Origin of the sequence: Cytobacillus sp. OWB-43 (genome assembly GCF_034651445.1) — a bacterium.
Lineage (GTDB): Bacteria > Bacillota > Bacilli > Bacillales > Cytobacillaceae > Cytobacillus > Cytobacillus kochii.
In genome coordinates this window covers 1,061,842-1,084,321 of the sequence record NZ_JAYEFF010000001.1, presented here as the reverse complement: position 1 = coordinate 1,084,321, position 22,480 = coordinate 1,061,842, and the positions used below count along the sequence as shown (strand labels likewise).

21 protein-coding genes are annotated in these 22,480 nt (G+C 35.0%); 12 read left to right on the top strand and 9 right to left on the bottom strand.

The window, feature by feature from the left end; all coding sequences use genetic code 11:
- Nucleotides 1–302: 302 nt before the first annotated feature.
- Together U9M49_RS05305 and U9M49_RS05300 are read right to left on the bottom strand one after the other, a co-directional pair.
- Nucleotides 303–1,751, bottom strand: a complete 1,449-nt coding sequence (locus U9M49_RS05305; protein ID WP_322909439.1) for a spore germination protein — start codon at nt 1,749–1,751, stop codon at nt 303–305.
- Nucleotides 1,752–1,756: 5 nt separating this feature from the next.
- The gene (locus tag U9M49_RS05300; RefSeq protein ID WP_322909438.1) at nt 1,757–2,833 is read right to left on the bottom strand and encodes an endospore germination permease; all 1,077 of its coding nucleotides are present in this window, start codon (nt 2,831–2,833) and stop codon (nt 1,757–1,759) included.
- Between the two features lie 153 nt (nt 2,834–2,986).
- Between U9M49_RS05300 and U9M49_RS05295 the strand changes: the two genes are divergently transcribed.
- The 10 genes from U9M49_RS05295 to U9M49_RS05250 all read left to right on the top strand — a co-directional run bounded on the left by U9M49_RS05295 (nt 2,987) and on the right by U9M49_RS05250 (nt 13,108).
- A complete protein-coding gene (locus U9M49_RS05295; protein ID WP_095373113.1) occupies nt 2,987–4,093 on the top strand; it encodes an ABC transporter ATP-binding protein in 1,107 nt (368 codons plus the stop codon).
- A complete protein-coding gene (locus U9M49_RS05290; RefSeq protein ID WP_095373114.1) occupies nt 4,083–4,889 on the top strand; it encodes an ABC transporter permease in 807 nt (268 codons plus the stop codon). Before U9M49_RS05295 ends, U9M49_RS05290 begins: the two co-directional genes overlap by 11 nt.
- Nucleotides 4,886–5,686 carry an ABC transporter permease gene (locus U9M49_RS05285; protein WP_095373115.1) on the top strand — a complete coding sequence of 267 codons (801 nt, stop codon included), beginning with the start codon at nt 4,886–4,888 and terminating at the stop codon, nt 5,684–5,686. Before U9M49_RS05290 ends, U9M49_RS05285 begins: the two co-directional genes overlap by 4 nt.
- Nucleotides 5,683–6,759, top strand: coding sequence for an ABC transporter substrate-binding protein (locus U9M49_RS05280; protein WP_307313620.1), 1,077 nt, complete (start codon nt 5,683–5,685; stop codon nt 6,757–6,759). Before U9M49_RS05285 ends, U9M49_RS05280 begins: the two co-directional genes overlap by 4 nt.
- Nucleotides 6,760–7,164: 405 nt before the next feature.
- A complete protein-coding gene (locus tag U9M49_RS05275; RefSeq protein ID WP_307313622.1) occupies nt 7,165–8,010 on the top strand; it encodes a MurR/RpiR family transcriptional regulator in 846 nt (281 codons plus the stop codon).
- A 12-nt stretch (nt 8,011–8,022) separates the two neighbouring features.
- Nucleotides 8,023–9,159: a M20 peptidase aminoacylase family protein gene (locus tag U9M49_RS05270; protein WP_322909437.1), complete on the top strand. Its 1,137-nt coding sequence runs from the start codon at nt 8,023–8,025 to the stop codon at nt 9,157–9,159.
- A gap of 3 nt (nt 9,160–9,162) precedes the next feature.
- Nucleotides 9,163–9,999 (top strand): GNAT family N-acetyltransferase, encoded by an 837-nt coding sequence (locus tag U9M49_RS05265; protein ID WP_307313626.1) that lies wholly within the window; start codon nt 9,163–9,165, stop codon nt 9,997–9,999.
- The gene (menC, locus tag U9M49_RS05260; protein ID WP_095373119.1) at nt 9,996–11,102 is read left to right on the top strand and encodes an o-succinylbenzoate synthase; all 1,107 of its coding nucleotides are present in this window, start codon (nt 9,996–9,998) and stop codon (nt 11,100–11,102) included. The genes U9M49_RS05265 and menC overlap by 4 nt, the downstream gene beginning before the upstream one ends.
- Nucleotides 11,103–11,191: 89 nt before the next feature.
- On the top strand, nt 11,192–12,271 hold the full coding sequence (locus U9M49_RS05255; RefSeq protein ID WP_095373120.1) for a hypothetical protein: 1,080 nt from the start codon (nt 11,192–11,194) through the stop codon (nt 12,269–12,271).
- 57 nt (nt 12,272–12,328) lie between these two features.
- Nucleotides 12,329–13,108 (top strand): divergent polysaccharide deacetylase family protein, encoded by a 780-nt coding sequence (locus U9M49_RS05250; protein WP_095373121.1) that lies wholly within the window; start codon nt 12,329–12,331, stop codon nt 13,106–13,108.
- Between the two features lie 180 nt (nt 13,109–13,288).
- On the opposite strand, the gene U9M49_RS05245 is transcribed toward U9M49_RS05250, so the two are convergent.
- Complete coding sequence (locus U9M49_RS05245) at nt 13,289–14,146, bottom strand: ATP-binding protein (RefSeq protein ID WP_180316964.1); 858 nt, start codon at nt 14,144–14,146, stop codon at nt 13,289–13,291.
- A 559-nt stretch (nt 14,147–14,705) separates the two neighbouring features.
- A complete protein-coding gene (locus tag U9M49_RS05240) occupies nt 14,706–16,403 on the bottom strand; it encodes an AAA family ATPase (RefSeq protein WP_322909436.1) in 1,698 nt (565 codons plus the stop codon).
- Nucleotides 16,404–16,740: 337 nt separating this feature from the next.
- Here U9M49_RS05240 and U9M49_RS05235 point away from each other — a divergent pair, with 337 nt between their 5' ends.
- Nucleotides 16,741–17,013, top strand: a complete 273-nt coding sequence (locus tag U9M49_RS05235; protein WP_095373123.1) for a hypothetical protein — start codon at nt 16,741–16,743, stop codon at nt 17,011–17,013.
- Between the two features lie 31 nt (nt 17,014–17,044).
- Here the strand turns inward: U9M49_RS05235 and qoxD are convergent, their stop codons facing one another.
- From qoxD to qoxA, 4 genes are read right to left on the bottom strand one after another with little or no spacing between them, the layout of a single operon-like run.
- On the bottom strand, nt 17,045–17,335 hold the full coding sequence (qoxD, locus tag U9M49_RS05230; RefSeq protein WP_095373680.1) for a cytochrome aa3 quinol oxidase subunit IV: 291 nt from the start codon (nt 17,333–17,335) through the stop codon (nt 17,045–17,047).
- Nucleotides 17,336–17,337: 2 nt separating this feature from the next.
- Nucleotides 17,338–17,934, bottom strand: coding sequence for a cytochrome aa3 quinol oxidase subunit III (gene qoxC / locus U9M49_RS05225; protein ID WP_095373124.1), 597 nt, complete (start codon nt 17,932–17,934; stop codon nt 17,338–17,340).
- Nucleotides 17,934–19,880: a cytochrome aa3 quinol oxidase subunit I gene (gene qoxB / locus U9M49_RS05220; RefSeq protein WP_307313633.1), complete on the bottom strand. Its 1,947-nt coding sequence runs from the start codon at nt 19,878–19,880 to the stop codon at nt 17,934–17,936. The genes qoxC and qoxB overlap by 1 nt, the downstream gene beginning before the upstream one ends.
- A 44-nt stretch (nt 19,881–19,924) precedes the next feature.
- Nucleotides 19,925–20,839 carry a cytochrome aa3 quinol oxidase subunit II gene (qoxA, locus tag U9M49_RS05215; RefSeq protein WP_095373125.1) on the bottom strand — a complete coding sequence of 305 codons (915 nt, stop codon included), beginning with the start codon at nt 20,837–20,839 and terminating at the stop codon, nt 19,925–19,927.
- A gap of 869 nt (nt 20,840–21,708) precedes the next feature.
- Here qoxA and U9M49_RS05210 point away from each other — a divergent pair.
- Complete coding sequence (locus U9M49_RS05210; protein ID WP_095373126.1) at nt 21,709–22,038, top strand: DUF3889 domain-containing protein; 330 nt, start codon at nt 21,709–21,711, stop codon at nt 22,036–22,038.
- Here the strand turns inward: U9M49_RS05210 and U9M49_RS05205 are convergent.
- Nucleotides 22,035–22,226, bottom strand: a complete 192-nt coding sequence (locus U9M49_RS05205) for a small, acid-soluble spore protein, H family (RefSeq protein ID WP_095373127.1) — start codon at nt 22,224–22,226, stop codon at nt 22,035–22,037. The genes U9M49_RS05210 and U9M49_RS05205 overlap by 4 nt on opposite strands.
- Between the last annotated feature and the right edge of the window lie 254 nt (nt 22,227–22,480).

Here is a 22,480-nt window from a genome sequence, read left to right as displayed (position 1 = left end):
TGAAAATCAAAATATAATAAAGAAAATATATGAAGCATTTCAGTTAAAAGTTGGGGAGTTTAAAACTCCTTTTTTTCTTCGTCTCATTTTGTAGGAATGATGGCTCCAGTTACTGCATTTTAATCGCTATTGTTGTAGTTTTCGTTTTCCTTAATTTTGATAAGTTTTAAAACGGTAAATAATATACTGTTCTTCTTGGTAATCGGGTCCGATATCTATAGTGTATACGCGATGCTGAACTTCTTTACTTTGGCAACCATTAAAAATCAGACAAGTAGTATGTTTGTGAATGAACACCTTCTTTAATCATTGTCACTATTTTTTCGCGTTTTGTCTTTAACACCGTAAGATAGATTTCTCTTTTTCTGCAGGCTAAAAGGAAGTGTAATGAACATTTTTAGTTCTTCTGACCACTTTCTTTGCCTTGCTAGAGTTAAAAAAGGCATACCAAAGGATTTGAGGGTAGATAAGTGGATAAATACACAAATTAACGAAAGAATAAAACCAAAAATACCAAAAGAATAGCTTATTAATAAAACAGCAATTCTTAAGAAGAAGACATTACCTGTAAGACTGGCATTGACAAGAGTAAACCCTGCGATTGCCGTTATTCCTACAACAATGAGTAGCGTCGGCGAGGTTATACCAGCTCTGATTGCTGCATCACCAATGATTAATCCCCCTATAACAGCAACTGTTTGTCCAATTCCTTTTGGCAGTCTTGCACCCGCTTCTTTAAACAACTCAAACATAATAAAGATTGTAATCATTTCTAATAATGTAGAAAACGGCAAACCCATCTTTGCAATCGTAATAGTGGCAATAAACGGCAAAGGTAATTGTCCAACATTATGCATAACGAGTGCTGTATAAAAACCTGGTAAAAACACCGTCAGGAATAAGCTTAGTAAACGTATCATTCGTTCTACAGAGGAGTAATAAAAGCTAATATTACTATCTTCGGCTGTTTTAACAAGAAAGCTCAAGTTGATGGGGGCGATAATCACTGTTGGGGCACCATCAATAATAATTGAAAACCTTCCTTGATTGAGTGATTCAACAACAAAATCAGGCCGTCCTGAGAAATTTGTAAGTGGTAGTAGTGAGAATTTATTATCTACTAGTAACTCTTCCAATTCATCACGACTTTGCAAAATATCGACATCAATGTTATTTAGTTTCTCTCGGACATCGTTAATTACTTGTTCATTCATCACATCTTTAATATATAGAAGTGCAACCCTCGTATTTGACCGACGTCCAATTACAAACACTTCATTAACGAACGAGGGGGTTTTTAACCTTTTACGTACAAGCCCAAGGTTAGTGTCAATATTTTCGATGAAACCGTCTTTCGGCCCAGTTACTGATACTTCAATAACGGATTCTTCTGGTTGTCTATTTGGTTCTTCTTTTACATCATAATAATAAATGCGTTCACGGAAGTTTGATATCACAGCTAATTTACCACAAAATACTTGGTTAATTAATTCTTCTTTTGTTAATTTAGCTTTTAAACTGTAGTCACTTTGTATGTAGTTATAAAGTTTTTCACTTTCCCTTTCCTCATCCATTAAATAAGGAATCACAAGAGAGTGGACTAATTTTATATTTACAATGGGACGGCAATAGATAATAATTAGCTCTCCCTTAGGAGTATGACGAACAGGGATGCTCTTGATGTGTATATCTGCAGAATGGTTAAAGATTTCTGCTAACTTTTCTTTAGTAAAAAGGGATTGCTCATACAAGCTCTTCATCCTCCTAGGAATAATTGTTTATTCTTAAAGATATATATAGAAACCATAATAAATTGAATAGGAAGAACAATAGTTGATATGGGTAAGAAGTAACGAAAAACAAAATTATAAAATTGGTCTTGATCTAACGGCATAACAACTGCAATGAATAACAAAATAAAAATGATAGAGATGGGTGTTCTGTTTTTCCCCCCTTTCGTAAGAATTTGAGAGGTGAGGTAGATAAAAAATCCAATTCGGATCGTAGCACCTGAAAGCCATTGGAAAATAGCAAAAAAGTCTGTATGAGAAATATATCTTCCAATAGATATTATTCGCCACTCTTCAAATGCTGGGTACCTAAATTCGGAAGCGTATTTAGGACCAAATTCCACTATCGCTCCAATTGCAGGCCCAATCATTAACCCGATAATAAGTACACCCAGAATGATTAAATGTTTAATTTTAATCATTCCTTTCATATAGGGTAGGAAAAACAAAATAAAAGCAATCTCAATAATCGGTAAACTTGTGTAAAGCATTCCCTTTAGAATATCTAGTACACCCTCTTGGAATATGGGTAATAACAACTCATAATGTTTTTTCTTCATATTGGCGAAAGAAACAAAAAATCCTAAAAATACGACGGCTGGTAGTAACAAGCGGCTAATAATGGCCATTGATTCTACACCGGAAAAACTACAATAGAAGCAGGCAATTAATAGTACACCGCCAATGATCATACTGGAGAAATTCTGCATAAAACTTAGCTGTGACCAATAGATAATTTCTTTTGTAGAGACAAAGGCAGAAATTATTAAATATACGAGTAAAGGGAAGAATAAAATATAGAATTTGAATCTCCCTAATTGTTCACTAATAATTCGAATAAATGGTGTTCCTTTAACTGTTTGCCCCACTTTATAAATAAGAGGGGTGAATAGAATCAAAGGAATAATGGCAAGTAACATACTGATCCATGTATCGCGTCTAGAAGTAGACAATACAGCAGGAATAATTTCAACATGAGCAAATAAACCGATGCCGAGAATAATAATATAGGCAATGCTAATAAAGCTTAGTTTTTGATTCACAATTACTCACCTGTTTTTTTCCTTATTGTTTCAGCAATTCCAATTATTATGCGTAGATAAAAATATCTATATATATTTATTATTGTGTATTGATAATCAGTTTTTTTTAATCTAGAATTACTAAGGAATATCTTATAGAAGAAGGAGATTGAAATGTCAGACCAAACTATTATTCGTTTTGAAAACGTAACAAAGCAATATGACAATGACCCGGCTGTCTTAAATGATGTTTCATTTGAAATAGAGCGTGGGAAATTCTATACTTTGCTCGGTCCTTCTGGATGCGGAAAAACGACCATACTTCGCTTAATTGCCGGATTTATTTCGCCATCAAAAGGTAATATTTATTTTAATAATAAAAAGGTAAATGAAGTACCTGCAAATAAAAGACAAGTGAATACTGTCTTTCAGGATTATGCACTTTTTCCTCATTTGAATGTCTTTGAAAACGTAGCATTTGGACTTAGAATAAAAAAATTAAAATCTGAAATGATTAATCAAAAAGTAATAGAAGCTTTGAAATTTGTAAACTTAGAAGGATATGAAAAAAGAGAGATAAAAGAGATGTCAGGTGGGCAAAGGCAACGTGTTGCGATTGCGCGAGCGATTGTTAATGAACCTGAGCTTATTCTTCTTGATGAACCATTATCTGCACTAGATTTAAAGTTGCGAACAGAAATGCAATATGAATTGCGAGAATTACAAAGAAATTTAGGCATCACCTTTATTTTTGTGACACACGATCAAGAAGAGGCATTAGCGATGTCCGATGAAATTTTTGTTCTGAATAACGGTAAAATAGAACAGAGTGGGACGCCTAATGATATTTATGATGAGCCGATTAACCGTTTTGTTGCCGACTTTATCGGTGAATCTAATATTGTCGAAGGTGTAATGGTTGAAGATTATGTCGTTCGGTTTACAGGCAAAACATTTGATTGTGTTGATGGCGGTTTAAATCCAAATGAAACGGTTGAGATTGTCATTCGCCCCGAAGATTTAGAAATTACTAGTCCTAATGTAGGTAAGTTAAAGGTGAAAGTAGACTCACAATTATTTAGAGGCGTACATTATGAGATAAGTTGTTATGATGAAGATGGCAATGAGTGGCTCGTTCACTCGACAAAAAAAGCAATTGTCGGAAGTGAAATTGGTCTCAACTTTGAGCCAGAAGACATACACGTCATGCGTCTTGGTGAAACAGAAGAGGAATTCGATAAGCGTCTTGAAGCATATGAAGAGGGAAGTTATGAAAGCTAAATCTCGTAATTATTATTTAATTCCTTATGTTTTATGGATTGCTCTTTTTGTTATCACACCAATTGTCCTAGTCGTATATTATTCTTTTTTTAATATAGAAGGTGAATTTTCCTTAGAGAACTACCAAAAATTCTTTACACCAGTTTATTTAAAAATGACACTTAGCTCCTTTTGGTACGCGTTTTTAATTACATTTTTCACGTTATTAATCGCTTATCCAACTGCTTATTTATTAACAAAAACAAAGCATAAACAACTATGGTTACTCCTTATTATCGTTCCTTCATGGATCAATTTATTATTAAAGGCTTATGCATTTATTGGTATTTTTGGCACATACGGTGCAGCGAATAAATTTCTTGAAGTGATGGGTGTAGGTGGGAAGCAAATTTTATTTACTGACTTTAGTTTTGTGTTTGTTTCTGTTTATATCTTTTTACCGTTTATGATTTTACCAATATTTAATGCACTAGATGAACTGAACCCATCTTTTATTGATGCTTCAAAAGATTTAGGTGCTTCAAGCTGGCGAACCTTTTCTCGTGTCGTTTTCCCTTTGACTTTAGATGGGGTGAAATCAGGATGTCAAATCGTATTCATCCCTGCCCTCTCTTTGTTCATGCTGACAAGGTTAATCGCAGGAAACCGAGTGATTACATTAGGAACCGCAATTGAGCAACATTTTCTCGTGACGCAAGACTGGGGAATGGGAGCAACCATTGCTGTTTTCTTAATTATCTTTATGGTTGTCATTATGCTTCTTACTGGTAGAAGAAAGAGAGGCGAAATGAGATGAAGAAATTTAAATGGTCCTCTCTTTATTTAATCATTGTTTTTATGGTTTTATATGCACCGATTTTTTATCTGATTTTTTATTCTTTCAATAGTGGCGGTGACATGTATCACTTTGAAGGGTTTACATTGGATTGGTATAAAGAAATATTTAATGACACTAGGCTACTCATTATAGTATTAAATACAATTATTGTTGCCCTGCTTTCATCAGCTATATCAACAGTTTTAGGGGTAGCTGGCGCTTTGGCCATTTATTATGCAAGAAGAAGAAGAACAAAAAATACTTTATTGTCGTTAAATAATGTTTTAATTGTTAGTCCAGATGTTATTATCGGCGCATCTTTTCTCATTTTTTTCACAATGATTGGTATAAAGCTTGGCTTTATTTCCGTCTTATTGGCACATATCGCCTTTAGTGTACCAATTGTTGTCTTAATGGTATTACCTAAGTTAGAAGAAATGAGTACGAGTATCATTTATGCGGCACTGGATTTAGGAGCAAGTCGATTAGATGTGTTAACAAAGGTTGTATTACCTTATATTACACCTGGTATATTTGCTGGTTTCTTCATGGCACTTACTTATTCTTTGGATGATTTCGCTGTCACCTTTTTTGTGACCGGTAATGGATTTTCAACTCTTTCAGTAGAAATTTATGCATTGGCGAGACAAGGGGTATCTCTAAGTATTAATGCTTTATCAGCCTTGTTATTTTTATTCACCATGCTTTTAGTTGTTGGTTATTACTTTATAACAAAGAAAACGAGCAAGATAGGTCGAATGGGGGTTAGAAAATGAAAAACCTCATACGTGCTTTGTCACTTGTATTAATTGTTTCTTTTGTCTTGTTGTATATCGTTCACCGCTTAAATACTGCACAAGGATATACAGGTGAGAACACGATTACTGTTTATAACTGGGGAGATTATATAGACCCCGAATTATTAGACCAATTTGAAGATGAAACAGGTATCAAAGTAATATACGAAACCTTTGATTCAAATGAAGCCATGTTAACAAAAATCGAACAAGGTGGAACTTCATACGATATAGCGGTACCTTCAGAATACATGATTGACAAAATGAAACAGGAGGATTTACTTCTCCCCATTGATCATGCACAACTGCCGAATTTGAAAAATATTGATCCACGTTTTCTTGATTTAGCTTTTGATGAGAACAATGAATATTCTATTCCTTATTTTTGGGGAACAGTAGGTATTCTCTATCATCCTGATAAAGTAAGTGATGAAATTGATTTTAAACAATGGGACGATCTTTGGCATCCAAGCTTGAAAAATGATGTATTACTTGTTGATGGAGCGAGAGAGGTCATAGGTTTTGGATTGAATAGTCTCGAGTATTCATTAAACGAAACAGATAAAGCAAGATTACTGGAAGCGAAGAATAAACTGGATACATTAACACCAAATATTAAAGCCATCGTTGGTGATGAAATTAAATTATTAATGCAAAATAATGAAGCGGCCGTTGCTGTTTTATGGTCTGGAACTGCCCAAGATGCGATGTGGGAAAATGAATCACTGGAATATATGGTTCCTGAAGAAGGATCGAACCTTTGGTTTGACAACATGGTCATCCCAAAAACAACAAAAAATAAAGAAGCGGCTCATCAATTTATTAATTTTATGCTAGATCCGAAAGTTGCTGCGCAAAACGCTGAATATGTAGGTTACTCAACACCGAATAAAGCAGCTCTTCCTCATATGGATGAGGAAACAACGAGTGATGAGCGCTTCTATCCAGATGAAGAGCAAACAGCTAAGTTAGAGGTATACGAGAACCTAGGTAAACAAATGCTTGCTTATTATAACGAACTATTTCTTGAATTTAAAATGCATCGTAAATAAACAATAAAATAAAAAAGACTAGAAAAGATCGTCATAGCAGCCGAAAAGCGGACAAATTTCAATGGTGGAATTTGTCCGCTTTTTTAATGGAAGAGTACAATGAAATGTTATAAGCAACAAATGCTGTTCGTACTTTATGATTATTTTGGCCAAAACAATGGTGGCATTTAAAAATGCTGAGCAGTTAAATTTATAGGAAGGGTAACGGACGTGAGAGCTAGCCATGCTTGGATAAAAAATAAAGAACTTACTCTAAATAAAAAAGAAATATATGGCAGTTGAAACTTTTTCTCTATAAAGCATTGAAATAACTGAAAAATTGTGATAATTTACTATAAATAAGAAGTTAACACTTCTGATATATTGCATAAAAAGTACAGACTTCATTTTGAGGTAGGTGTTCAGGTGAATCTGAAAGAAGTTATTACAGGGAGCTATGAAAAACTTTCGAAAACCCAGCAGAAATTAGCAAGTTATTTACTAGACAATTATCAAGATATAGCCGTATTGTCTGCAAGTGAATTAGGTAAAAAAGCAGGTGTGAGCGAAACCACTGTCATCCGTTTTTGTTATCGAATAGGATTATCAGGATATACTCAATTACAAAAAGAAGTTCGTGAGCAATTATTTCATGATAAAAGCAGTTTGGATTCTTATATTCAAATGAAGCAACCATTTGTTGGCGAACCACATTTTCTTGAAAAAGTGATGAACATGGATGCAGAGCGAATCACACAAGCCATTCAGACAATAGATGAAGCGAAATTTGATTTGACTATTGAGCAATTAAAATCAGCCCAAAAGATTTATATTATTGGTGCAAGAACATCATTTGCTGCTGCAAGCTGGTTAGCATTTACATTAGGGCTTGTGAAGGATGATGTCCATCTTATTCGAACAGAGTCCGATGATTTATTGAAAATCCTCCATTCGATGGATGAAACTTCAGTAGTGGTTTCAATCAGCTTTCATCGTTATGTGAAAAGCACGACTGATTTTACAAAGCAAGCAAAAAGCAGAAATGCCAAAGTAGTTGGCATTACTGATACGCCACTATCTCCATTAAAAAACAATGTCGACATTCTCATTCCACTTTTTTCAGGAAAGAAACCTACACTTGATTCTACTCCAGTGCTTTTTTCATTCTTGAATGCGTTGATTGCGGCAATGATGACAGAGAATAAAGGGTCATTTAAAGAAGAAAAGGATTACTACGATAAAGTATTCCATGATTATTTTGAGTCCAGTTAACAGATTAAAGAGGTGAAAGAATTGCAGGAACTTGAAGCACTAAAGCCAAAATTAACAAACATATTTAATCATCTCCATCAAAATCCGGAAATAAGTTGGCAAGAAACAAAAACGACAACATTTATTGCTGAAGTTTTAAAAAAAGAAGGGATCCTGTTTCAAACCTTGCCAAAAACGACAGGACTTGTTGCCGAAATAGGTAGCGGTGAAAATGCCATTGGCGTTAGAACTGATATAGATGCATTGTGGCAGGAAGTCGATGGAGTAATGCAGGCCAATCATTCGTGTGGGCATGATGCACATATGACCATGGCGATTGGTACATTACTTGTACTACATCGTTTGAATGCTCATAAAAAAGGCAGGGTTAAATTTCTATTCCAACCAGCTGAAGAAAAAGGTACTGGTGCATTAAAGTTTATTGAAGAGGGATTAATAGACGATCTGAACTATTTATACGGTGTACATCTAAGGCCGATTCAAGAGTTGAGAGATGGTCAATGTTCACCAGCAATTATGCACGGAGCTGGACGGTTCGTTACTGGAGAAATTATTGGTGAAGATGCCCATGGAGCGAGACCTCACCTCGGGCAAAGCGCGATTGAAATAGGTGCAGCGATTGTTCAAGAATTAAATCGGATTAAATTAAATCCTATGGTTCCGCATTCAGTTAAAATGACGAAGTTCCAAGCCGGTGGTGAGTCAAGTAATATTATCCCAGGTAAAGCACATTTCAGTTTAGATTTAAGGGCACAAACAAATGAAGTGATGCAACAATTAGCAACTAAAGTAGATGCGATATTTGCCCATATTTCTTCTCTTCACGAGGTAGAAATTCATTATAAAACAACGGCTGATATTGCTGCTGCACAAGTAGATACTGACGCAGTGCAATTAATGAGTCAGGCAATTGTTGATACAATCGGTAAAGACAAAATGATTCCACCAATTATCACATCTGGAGGAGAAGATTTTCATTTTTATACTTTGAAAAGACCTGAATTGAAAGCAACGATGCTCGGACTTGGTTGTGGATTATCTCCTGGCTTACATCATCCTGAAATGAATTTTAACCATGAAGCGATATTTACGGGTATCGAAATTCTTGTCAAAACCGTCTTAAATACGTTAGAAAAAGAAGGTGCGTAACCCATGCTCACTAGCTTAGAGATAAAAAAATTGACCACGATAGAAGAGATGGAAACAATCCAAAAGTTAGAGCGAGACGTATGGGGAATGGATCCCATTCCTGTTCATCAAACAGCAACAGCAATAAAAAACGGTGGTCTCATGCTAGGCGCCTTTGATGAAAATGAATTGATTGGGTTTAGCTATGGCTTTCCTGGTTATGCAAATGGAGAAGCTTTTCTTTGTTCTCATATGCTCGGTATCCATCAAAGCTATCGTGATAAAGGAATTGGTGCTCTACTAAAAGTTGCACAGAGGGAAGCTGCTGAGGAAATGGGATACAATCTGATTCGTTGGACATTTGATCCTTTACAAAGCAGGAATGCTTACTTGAATTTATCAAAACTAAATGGTATTTGTAATGATTATCTTGTGAATTGTTATGGTGAAATGGTAGATGGAATTAATAAAGGCTTACCAAGCGATCGTTTCAACATAGAGTGGCGAATCAGCAGTTCACATGTCAAACAACAACTTAACTATGATGTGACACCGATATATCCATTTGAAGTTTTGAATCGAAACGATTTTCCTGCGATAAACGATATGGAACAAACTTTACAAACCATTGATTATAATGAAATGAGTATTGCTGTCCCCATTCCCGCGGAGTTTATGGAAATTAAAAAACATAATCCTTCACTAGCTAAGGAATGGCGACAGGTGACAAGAAGAATTTTTCAGCAATTATTTCAGCATGGGTACACCGCGTATGATGTCCAAAAAAATAATCACGTAAGCTATATCATCACTATCAAAAGACAAAAATTACTATTAGATGTGAGGAGAAGAGATCAATGAAATTAAAGGAAGTAAAGTTACGCCATCTAAAAATGACAATGAAAGCACCATTTGCCACTAGCTTTGGATCTTTTCAAGATAAAGAGTTTATCTTATTAGAAGCAACTGATGAATTAGGTAATACTGGTTGGGGAGAATCTGTTGCTTTTGAGGTGCCTTGGTATAATGAAGAAACCTTTAAAACGAATTGGCATATGCTTGAGGATTTTCTCATTCCAGCATTATTAAATAAGGAAATTACTCATCCAGATGAAGTAAATGAAATCTTTTCTTCTATTAGAAAAAACAATATGGCCAAGTCTACAATAGAAGGCGCTGTTTGGGATCTATATGCAAAAAGAAATCAAATCCCTTTGGCTAAGGCACTTGGTGGAGAAAAGAAGAAGATTGAAGTAGGTATCAGTATCGGCATACAGAAATCTGTAGAAGATTTACTACAATTAATTGAGGGCTATGTAAATGAAGGCTATAAAAGAATGAAAGTAAAAATTAAGCCGGGCTGGGACATAGATGTGATGAGACAAGTGAGAGAGAAGTTTCCTGATATTCTACTAATGGCTGATGCAAACTCTGCTTATCGTTTATCAGATATTCAGCATCTTAAACAATTAGATGAGTTCAATTTAATGATGATTGAGCAACCTTTAGCTTCGGATGATATTGTTGATCATGCTAAACTTCAAGCTGAAATGAAAACGCCGATATGTCTAGATGAAAGCATCCATTCGTTGGAGGATACACGAAAAGCTGTGGAGTTGGGTAGTTGCAAAATCATTAACATCAAAATTGGACGAGTAGGCGGCTTAACAGAAGCAAAGAAAATTCATGACTATTGTCAAGAACAAGGAATTGCTGTTTGGTGTGGAGGAATGTTAGAGTCAGGCGTTGGAAGAGCTCATAATGTTGCTTTAACCACTTTAGCCAATTTTATTATGCCTGGTGACACTGCAGGTTCCTCAAGATATTGGGAAAAGGATATCATAACACCTGAGGTTGTTGTCGAAGACGGATATATTACCGTACCTGAAAACGACGGAATAGGTTACGCCCCAGATTTAGCGGTCATTGAAAAATATACAATAATGGAAAAAACATATCAATAATGTCTAATAAGAAAGCCAGCTGTGTGTATATAGGCAGCTGCTTTCATTATGATAAAATATCAGAAAATTCAATATAAGGATGAGGTTTTATGAGAAAAATCATTCAAATAGCAGGTGCTTATATTGGTACAATCATTGGAGCTGGATTTGCATCTGGACAAGAGGTATTGCAATTTTTCACTAATTTTGGCTGGTTAGGTTTTATTGGTACAATAGCCGCTACGATTTTATTCATTTTTCTCGGTATGAATATTACGCAAATAGGTAGTAGGCTACAAACAGAATCTCACAAAGATGTTGTTCACTATATTTGTGGAAAATATATAGGAAGAGTAGTGGATTTTATTATTACTTTCTTTTTATTCGGTGTGGCAACAATTATGTTTGCAGGTGCAGGTTCAACATTTGAACAACAATTTGGTATTGCGAGTCAAATAGGAAGTTTAATCATGGTCCTGTTAACAGTGTTCACTTGTTTTGTAAACGTGAATCGAGTCATGACTATAATCGGTAGTATCACTCCTTTTCTTCTCATGCTTGTCATGATTATTTCAGCGTATGCTCTATTTACAGCTGATGCAAACTTCTCACAATTGAGTCTCGTAGCTCAAGAAGGTAGTCCAGCAGCACCACATTGGTTACTAGGTGCAGTACTTTATGTTTCCTATAACATTACATGTGGAGTGGCGATGCTAGCGGTTATGGGTGGCACAACTAAAAACGCGAAACAAGCAGGTTGGGGCGGAGTTCTTGGTGGTCTGGGTCTTGGTCTTATGCTAATACTCATTAATGTCGGAATGTTCACAAGAATAGAAGATGTGGCAACACTCGATATTCCGATGCTCTATTTAGCAAATGAAATCTCTCCAATCATTGGTGTGTTGATGACAATTATTCTTTTAGGAATGATCTATAACACTGCCGTTGGAATGATCTATAGCTTTACTTCAAGGATAGTGAAAAGAGAAAGCAAACACTTTAAATGGGCAGTTCTTGCCATTAGTTTGACATCTTTTGTCTCTAGTTTCTTTGGATTTACTAACTTAGTTGGTATCCTGTATCCGATTACTGGTTATTTAGGTTTAGTTCTTATTGCTGCTGTAATCATAGCGTGGGTTCGAAATAGAAAAACGCCCTACACGCAAGTAGAAAAAAAATCAGCTTTATAAAAAACAAATGCAATTTTCTTCAAAGTTATGGGAAATTTAACTTTGAGGAGTGATGAGATGAAACGATTATTGTTCATAAGCTTGCTAGTTCATATCATGTTATTTCCATTAATGAGTAAAGGCAGTTTCGCACAAGTTGATGAAGGGGGGAAGCCTTCTTTATCAATTGTGATTGATGATTTAGGTAACCATATGAATGGAACAGAAGATATTCTTAATTTACAGGCAAAGTTAACTGTTGCGATTATGCCGTTTATGCCTTCAACAACTGCAGATGCCAATGCAGCATTTGAAAAAGGTCACGAAGTAATCGTTCATATGCCGATGGAGCCCAAAGTAGGGAAAAAAAGTTGGTTAGGTCCAGGAGCGATTACTGCTGATCTGAGTGATGAAGAAATTCGCAAAAGGGTAGAGGACGCAATTGAGAATGTACCACATGCTGTTGGAATGAATCATCATATGGGGTCGAAAATCACTGAAGATAAAAGAATTATGCAAATTGTGCTAGAGGTTTGTGCTGAAAGGGGATTATATTATCTTGATAGTAAAACCACTGGCAAGAGTGTCATACCAGAAATAGCAGAAGAGCTACACTTACCTTATCTAGAGAACAATCTTTTTTTTGATGACACTTATTCCGTCAGTCACATTGAAAAACAAACTCAGAGACTGGAGAATAGACTTAAAACTGAAAACCGCCTAATTGCGATAGGGCATGTTGGCGTTTCGGGACCAATGATGGTTACCGTATTAAATCGACATATTGAGCATTTGAAAGAAAAGGCTCATATCATTCCTTTATCTGAACAGATTGAAGGAAGTGAATGGCTTCGTTAATAGAATGGTTCCGAGAAGTTAAGAACTAACTTATGAAAAGATATATTAGAAGTGATAATTTTAGATGAAGCGATTATCACTTCTAATACATAAGGAAATAAGGACTTTATTCTCTTGTTATTTCCTAGGCAAGCGCAAGAAGTGACATATTCCTTCTTCATTGAGGGAAATGCGACATCGTTAGACAGAATCTGATGTAGAAAAATACAAATGAATGGCTGTTCCTTCGTTCTCATTACTTTCTATTTCATATTTCCCATTCATTTTTTTAATAATATCAAAGGCAATCATTAAACCAAGGCCAGTTCCCCTTGTTTTTGTTGAAAAATACGGTTGTCCGATTCGTGATAACTCCTCTTTTGACATTCCTTTCCCATTATCTCGAACCGTAATTTTTACTTTGTTTTTTAAGGAAATAACCTCAATCTCTACCGTACCATTTTCATTAATGGCTTCAATAGCATTTTTAATAAAATTAATTAGCAGTTGTTTTAACTCATTAGCATTTCCATCTATATAAATGGGGTAGTGGGTTATTTTACACTGCAATTGAATATTAGACAGATGGGCATATGATTTCATAAATTCAGTTACATCTTGAATGTTAGGAATAAGATCAAATGTTATTACAGTGTTATTAGCAGGTTTTGATAAAGTGAGAAAATCATTAATCATTTGATTGGTTCGTTCTAGTTCTTTTAAAGAGACTTCGATGTACTGTATTTGTGTCTTAGTAAGATTTTGCTCAGCGTGCATTAATTGCATAAATCCTTTTACAGTAGTCATTGGGTTTCTTATTTCATGAGCGATGGATGCAGCTAATTGACTAATCGCATTGAGTTTATCTGCCGCTTGGATCGTCTCTCTCATTAATAAATGAGATTGGTGCATTTCAATCATATAAATAATCAATATTAATGTTAAAGCGTAAACGAAGACAAGAAATAATGCTTGAATAAAAAATTGCGTTTCTTGATTCTTAAAAAATATAATCATTCTAGTACTGGCGATAGGAATATAAAATAATAATCCTATCAATATTTTCTTTCTTAAAGAACTTTTTTGGTAAAATTTTGTTAGTAAATGAAATATGAAAGCGAGGACGAGATAATTGACTATGAGAAATACATCGCTAGTATCGCTTTCAATCAAACGGTAAATAAGAGCGAAAAATAATAAGCATAAGCCGGTATACTTATGAACATAGAAAAAACAAATAAAAATGGGTATGTACATTAAATCAAAAACAGTATGGTTAGAAAGATGCACTGGAAAAAGAATAGTTAAGGTTAAGGAAAGTAAAATAGAAACAAAAAAAATGCCAACTTTCTTTTTATGATGATATTTAGAAGGGACAATTATTTTTGTTATTGGTATAATCATTAAAATCAAAAAATGCAGTATAATATTTGTGATGAATTCATACAAAAGCATCATTCCTAACATGGTTATATATTCATATATAAACATTATACATTTAGTTGGATATTCCTGCTTCATTTTGTCGAATAATAGAATCGTTGAGGAGAGGGAAGAAGTAAAAAATGAACACTTTCAACAGGCGGTTGAAAGTGTTCATTTATATGTGTTGGCATATTCATTTGTTTCGTACTAATTGTTCAATTACATCTCCATCTAATGTTTCATAAGACATGAGGGCGTGAACAATGTCTGCATGCGCCTTACTATGTTCGAGTAGTAAGGACTCTGCTCGTTTTAATGCTTGAAAATAAAGTGATTGTAATAATTCGTCTTTACGCTTTGATTCAAAAGAAAGGGTGAATCCATCTTCTAAGAGACCGTTTTCAACCATCTGTTCTAATAGTTGCTTTGCTTGTTGGACATCCCCACTAACACCGATACTATGCTCTCCTAATAGTTGTCTTTCTGCTACTCCTCCACCTAAAATCATTGCCACTTGATCAAGCAGTTCACTAAAAGTAGATAAATGGAGTTCTTTTTGAATAGGTGCAACATAACCCAATGCTTGGCCACGAGGAATAATGGTCGCTTTTCTAACTGAACCCGGTTTTGTCACAGCTGCAATGAGGGCATGGCCCGCTTCATGGATGGCTACTCTTCGCTTAATATTTACATCTTGTAAAGGTAGGCTGCTATTTCCTAGTATAGTTCGGTCCAATGCAAAATTGAGATCATCTTTTGTAATTTCTTTATGATTATTGAGTATTGCTTTTCTACTTGCTGTTTCAAACAGAGAATGGAGATCAGCTCCAGAAAAACCGGATGTTGATTCAGCTAAAACAGTAAGTGAAGCTGAGACATCACTGGCAAGTTGTCGATTTTTTGCATGAATATCAATGATTTCTTTTCTTCCTTTCAAATCAGGTAACTGAATATGAAAGCTGAAGTCAATTCTGCCTGGTCGAAGAAAGGCATCATCTAGCATATCTTTTCTGTTCGTTGCTGCAATAAATAAAATACCATCATTTGATAGCCCACCATCTAATTGAACGAGTAATTCCGTTAATGTTTTTTCACTTTCTTCCCCGCCATGAGGCTTTCTTTTGCCTGCTAAAGCATCTACCTCGTCAATAAAAATAACAGCAGGTTGATTCTTGCGGGCATTTTGAAAAAGTGAACGTACCCTTGCAGCACCAATACCAACAAACATTTCATTAAAAGCAGAACCACTTGAAGAGTAAAATTGCGCATTTAATTCCTTAGCTATTGCTTGTGCAAGCAATGTTTTACCAGTGCCAGGAGGGCCATAAAGAAGAATCCCTTTAGGAGGCTTAATCCCTAATTCTACTGCTTTAGATGGCGACTTTAAGGATGATATGGTTTGTAATAATTCATCCTTCATTTCTGGTTGCAAGCCTCCAACATCATTTAATGTTGTCGAGGGGAGCGGTTTCGCTTTAGATACAGATTGTTTTAGTTGATTGGTTGCACCCATTTTTCCTGATTTAAACAAATAAATAACTGTTGCAATTAATAATGATAAGAAAGCAATAATAATCCATATACTATATGAGTTAGTCGTAGAATATTTATATTCTATTGGATAAGTAGCGACAAGGTTTTCAACTTTATCACTATTAGGTGTGATATGAGAAATAAATTTTTTCTCGTCTATTACCACTTCTATTTTTCCGTTTTTATATTCCTTCATTTCAATGTCAGCTTGGGAATAATTTTGTATATTGGCTTCTAATTGAGAGAAGGGGATTGTATGAGTGGTTGGTTTATTCATCAAATAATAGGTGATAAAAATAGCTAACATAAATAACAGTGATATAAGAATGAGAGTTGCACGTTTTATTTTATGTGACAAATTTATAACCCCCAAAAAAATTAATATCAAACATGTTTTGGTAATGTAAATATATGTCCATTATAAAGGGAGAGAAAAGCTATTTTTAGTATAAAACGTTGTTAACATAGGAATATAATGCATAATTTGTGAAGAAAATAAGTGGTGAAACCGTTATTTTTGTCAAAAATAAGGCTAAAAGTAAAATCAAACTATAATTATTTGCATAATATAATAAAAAATAACTAATTAATCGAAAAGTCAACCCGAAAAAAGAGATAATTTTGTCAAATTCGCGAAAAAATATTGACATAATTGTGAACAGGGTGGATAATGGATGAAAAGGAGGATGATGGAAATGAATACATCAAAAGCTATGTTAAAAGCAGTTAAGTATTATGGAGGTACATTATTGATTGCCGGAATCATCATCTTTTCGATCGGATTCTTTGGAAACGTTTCCAGTACGTTAACTGGTATTGGTATTGGTACGGTAATGGGAGCCATTTTTGTCTTTTTAATGGGCGTCTTTTTTGTAGCTACAGAGGAAGTATTAGAAAAGACAGGTAGAAGAAAATCTAAACTAGATACATTAGCAAAAGTAACAGCAACATCAATTAAAACAAAGTAGGAGCGCCCGAAAGAGGACGCTCCTTTTTTATTTATTGAATTTGGTAAGTCCAAACCATTGTTAGTAGGGAACCAAGAATGGTGAAGATTGCAATTAATACACCATAGTAAATTGTAATATAGATGGCGTTTTTATCTTCTGATTCACCAGCATGCATGAATAGTACTAATTGTAGCCCTGCTTGAATAAAAGCAGTTACAAGTAAGATTGTCATTCCAACTGCAAATGACATATCAAAGAAGTAAACCATTAGGGCAACAGCTGTTAGCACGAGTGAAAAGATAAATCCCATCACTTGTTTCATCGGGAATAATTCTTTCATCATTACATCATTCCTTTCAGATAGACGAAGCTGAAGATGAAGATCCAAACAACGTCTAGGAAGTGCCAGTAAAGAGAGAAGATAAATGACTTATTCGTTGTTCTTGGTGTTAAGCCATATTTCTTTACTTGAATTAGGATACATGTTCCCCAGAATAACCCGAAAGTTACGTGCGCGCCGTGTGTTCCTAAAGTGGTTAATAGGATTGCACTAAATGCACTTGTTTGTAGTCCTGCGCCAACATGAACATAATGAACGAATTCATAAATTTCAACACCGAGGAAGATAGCCCCAAGTACGATTGTTGCAATAAAGAATCCCATCATTGCTTTTTGGCGACCAAGTCTCATCGCGTGAACCATGAGGCCAATTGTGAAACTACTTGTTAATAGAACGAGTGTTTCAATTAATACAGGTGTGATTTCAAAAATTTCAGCACCCGATGGGCCATCACCTGTACCACCTGACAAAATAAAGTAAGATGCAAATAATGTTGCAAATAACATAACTTCCGCACCGAGGAAAATCCAGAAGCCAAGAATCTTTAAGCGATTTTCATCAGTACTGTACTCAAGAGGGAGAGAGTGATCAATCTTCATTATCTTTTACCTCCCAATTCTTTTTCTGTTTCTTCTATTTCTTCAATAGAAATATATCTTCCATGATCATTTTCAAATGATTGATAAGCCATACAAGCGAAAATACCTAGTGTACAAATAATTAACGGAATCCACATTGCAAAGACGAACGAGAATCCCCACATGAAGAAGATAATTCCCATAATGAATGGAATACCACTGTTGTTCGGCATGTGAATCTTTTCAATTTTATCTGGGAATAACGGTGTGCCTTTTTTCTTTGAATCCCAGAATGTTTCATAGGAATCGATCTTAGGCATAGTTGCAAAATTATACTCAGGAACTGGCGTATGTGTAGCCCATTCAAGTGTACGTGCATCCCAAGGATCTGAACCAATATCTCTTGGTGCATAACGGAAACTATAGTAAATATTATAAACGATTAACGCAAATCCAGCTGCTAACATAAGGGCGCCAACCATAGAAATCATATTCCAAATACCAAATCCACTTGCTTCAGAATAAGTGTACATACGTCTAGCTTGACCATCTAAACCAGAGATGAACATTGGCATAAAGGCAACTAATGTACCAATCGCAATAATCCAAGCGCCGATTTTACCAAGACGATCATTTAACATGAAGCCGAACATTTTTGGCCAGTAGTAATAAAGGGCAGCTAGCATTGCGAACACAACCCCAGGAATGATTACCATATGGAAGTGAGCAACTAAGAACATTGTATTATGGTATTGATAGTCAGCTGCTGACATACCAAGCATAACCCCTGTTACACCACCAAGTGTGAAAAGTGGGATAAACAACATTGAGTAAAGCATTGGCGTTGTCATCACGATTTTACCTTTATACAGTGTTAACAACCAGTTGAATATTTTTACACCGGTAGGTACTGCTATTGCCATCGTTGTAATAGAGAAAATACTGTTAACGAAAGCGCCTTGACCCATTGTAAAGAAGTGGTGAACCCATACAACGAATGATAATAGTGAAATGATTACCATTGAAGCAACCATTGATTTATAACCATATAGGTTACGTCTAGCGAAAGTAGAGATTACCTCACTGTAAATACCGAATGCAGGCAAGATTAAGATATATACTTCAGGGTGTCCCCAAACCCAGAAAAGGTTGGCCCATAACATATCCATACCGCCATTTGTTGATGCAAAGAAATGTGTACCGAATAAACGATCTAATGTACCCATTGCAAGCGCAACTGTTAATACAGGGAAAGCAAATACGATAATAACGTTCGTAATTAATGCTGACCAAGTAAACATTGGCATTTTCATTAATGTCATGCCTGGAGCACGCATTTTCAAGATTGTCGTCATAAAGTTGATACCTGTTGCTAATGTACCTAGACCGGCAATCTGTATCGCAATCATATAATAGTTCGTACCGACAGAGGTACTAAATTCATTATCTGCTAACGGGAAGTAAGATGTCCAACCTGCATCTGGTGATCCTCCGATAACGAAAGAGATATTAAATAACATTGCACCGGCAAAGAATAACCAGAAGCTAAGTGCATTAAGACGTGGGAACGCAACATCGCGAGCCCCAATTTGCAGTGGAACAACAAAGTTCATAAACCCGATAATAAATGGCATAGCCATGAAGAGAATCATAACAACACCATGTGTAGTGAATATCTCGTTATAATGCTGTGCATCAAGCAATTTGTTCTCAGGTGCTGATAATTGCGCACGCATCATAATTGCGTCAGCGCCTCCTCGGAATAGCATGAGGATCGCTGCAATAATATACATAATACCTAATCGTTTATGGTCAACAGTTGTTAACCATTCACGCCATAAATAACCCCATTTTTTAAAATATGTTATCCCAACTACAATGGCAATAGAAACAATTGCAATTGCTACCATTGAAGCATAAATAGCTGGACTTGGATGTGGTATGGCAAAACGTTCAAAGAACTCCATCCTGTATACTCCTTTCAGAAGATGTCAATAGACACTTCATCTAATTAATGGCTACTGTGGTCAGTGTGACCTTCGTGCTCATCATGATTTTCATGATTTTCTTCTGAATCTTCATCATTTGATTGATGATGTTCATGCCCTTCAGGTGCTGGGCTAAAGTCTAAATGAGTGCCAGTAAAGGTCATCTTACCTAAGTGACCTGGCTCTAGTAACTCTTCAAATTTATCTTCAGTAATTGGATCAGCTGTTTGATGAACTTCATCTACCCATTCCTCAAATTCAACTGGAGACATTGCTGTTACATCAAACGTATTTTCAGCAAAACCTTTTCCGCTGAAGTTTGCATTTCTACCCATGAATTCACCAGGATGATCAGCAGCTAAATGTAATGTTGTTACCATATCGGCCATTGCATATTTCTGTCCGCCAAGTTGTGGAATCCAGAAGCTGGTAATTGGACCGAATGAGTAAAGTTTAAATTCAAGTGCTCGATCTGTAGGTATATATAAGTAATTTACTGTTTCAATATCTTCTTCAGGATAGCTGAAGTGCCATTTCCAGTTAGATGATGATGCATATACAACTAATGGCTCCTTATCTTCATACCCTGGTGGTGTTGCTTCAACTTTATAGTTACTTTGGACAGAAACAAATGATAGATAAGCAACAATTAGTACAGGTATTCCGACACAAACTGCCTCCACCCATTTATTTCCCTCGATGTGAGGTGGTTCATAATCTTTTCCTTGTTTAGATGAACGAAATTTAATGAGCATATATGCAAGCATTGCAAAAACTACAATAACAATGCCAGACATTAACCATATGGACATCATAATATCGTTAGCCTGGACTTCGGCCTGTGGACCTTTAGGATTTAGAACAGTAAGTGGTTCACACCCAGCAAGTACAGCGGCAATGGCAACTATAGCCAATAAAAGAGCCCTTTTCAATTTCATTGATGTACCCCTTTCTATCTTTCTAAAAATCTATTGTTTTATTTGAACGTGAATATCACGCCTGTAACCCTATGTTAGTATCATAAATGGTTAAAAACAATTGAATGTGATAGGTGTCACAAAATGTTCATGAACAAATGATGAATTTGGTCACAAAATGTTCATGAAACTGAAAGTAAAAAGAAAAAATAATATTATTTAAATACTCTATTTTAAGAAAAAACTGAAAAATGAATATTGTATCGTTCAATAAATTTTAAAGGTTGCTTCTTTATTTATTATATTAATATAAATGATATTGCGTATTTGACTAACAGTACCCACAAAAAAAGTGTGAAGTCTTCGAATGGTTTTGAAACGGATGAAAAAAGAGGAGGGTTATCTTGTTAAAGAAATTTGATATTGATCAATTTTTAGACGGTGTATATAACCCGACTGATGATATTCATCATTTAATAGAAATAATTGAAATAGATGATTTACTTGAGAGAACAAAATAGGCCTTTATGTCTTCCACTTTTTGTTTTAGATGTTGTACGATTACTTTTATTAAAATAATCATAACTAAAACTAATCAAATGAAATAATAATGAACATTTTCTTATATTTTTTAAAGGCTATGTTGACATTTACGATATAAGGGTTAATGGAACAATAGATAAAGAAAAGCGGGCAAGTTTTAACCATTAACTTGCCCGCTTTTCTTTATCTATTGATATTTACTTTTGCACTAGCAAGTTTTGCTTTGAATTTTTCTTTCATTATATAACCCATTTTCCAAAAAAACTTTCATAAAGAATAAACATTGAAAAGATAGTAAAACTATAAATATTTCCATCAAAAAATAAAAGTGAAGAGGTGAGGAGAAAATGGAGAAAAGAGTGTTTCTCTCAATTGTCATAGTGTTGTTTAGCTATATATTTATTTCAAGCCCTCAAACAAGCTTTGCCGTTTATGATGCACCTTCTTATGCGAAATGGGGTAAAGAAGCGATGATGATCGCAAAGGAAAAATACCCATCAGCAGATATTGTTGATTATCAGCATCTTGGAAAAGAAGTAAAGGATGAGACAGAAATAGAAAAGTTTAAACTTTGGATGCGTCAACAGGAGATAGAATATGGGCTCTATGTGTTTATTGAATATGATAAAGATTCGGAGAAAATCGTCCGTATTTTAACGAAAAAAACGGACCGTTAACGTATTGTATTTTCTTCTATTAATTGTGCGAGTGGAACAACTTGATTCTTATCTACGTTGTTTCTTTCGCACACCCTTGCCATTTTAGTTAATTCATAGAGATCGACAATGACGATATTTACGCCATCGAAAGTTACTTCATATTCGTTTTGACTTTTTAGTAGTTCCCTCGCTCTAGCTAAATCCATAAGTTCACATCCTCTCTCGTAGTATTTTATTCAGTTTGAATATTTAGTGCACAATTCTACCAATAATAAGGCTTTTGATATATACTTAAATAGGCAAACGGTTTAGAAGTTGAATGATTATCAACTTGTAGACGTTAGTTCATCTTTCCAATTTATTACACTAATAGGCGTGATATAGGAATTAAATTAATTCACTTTTTTAATATAAGTATTTTTTCTAAAAATATTAGCTGTATTTTCGTGATTTTCTCTTT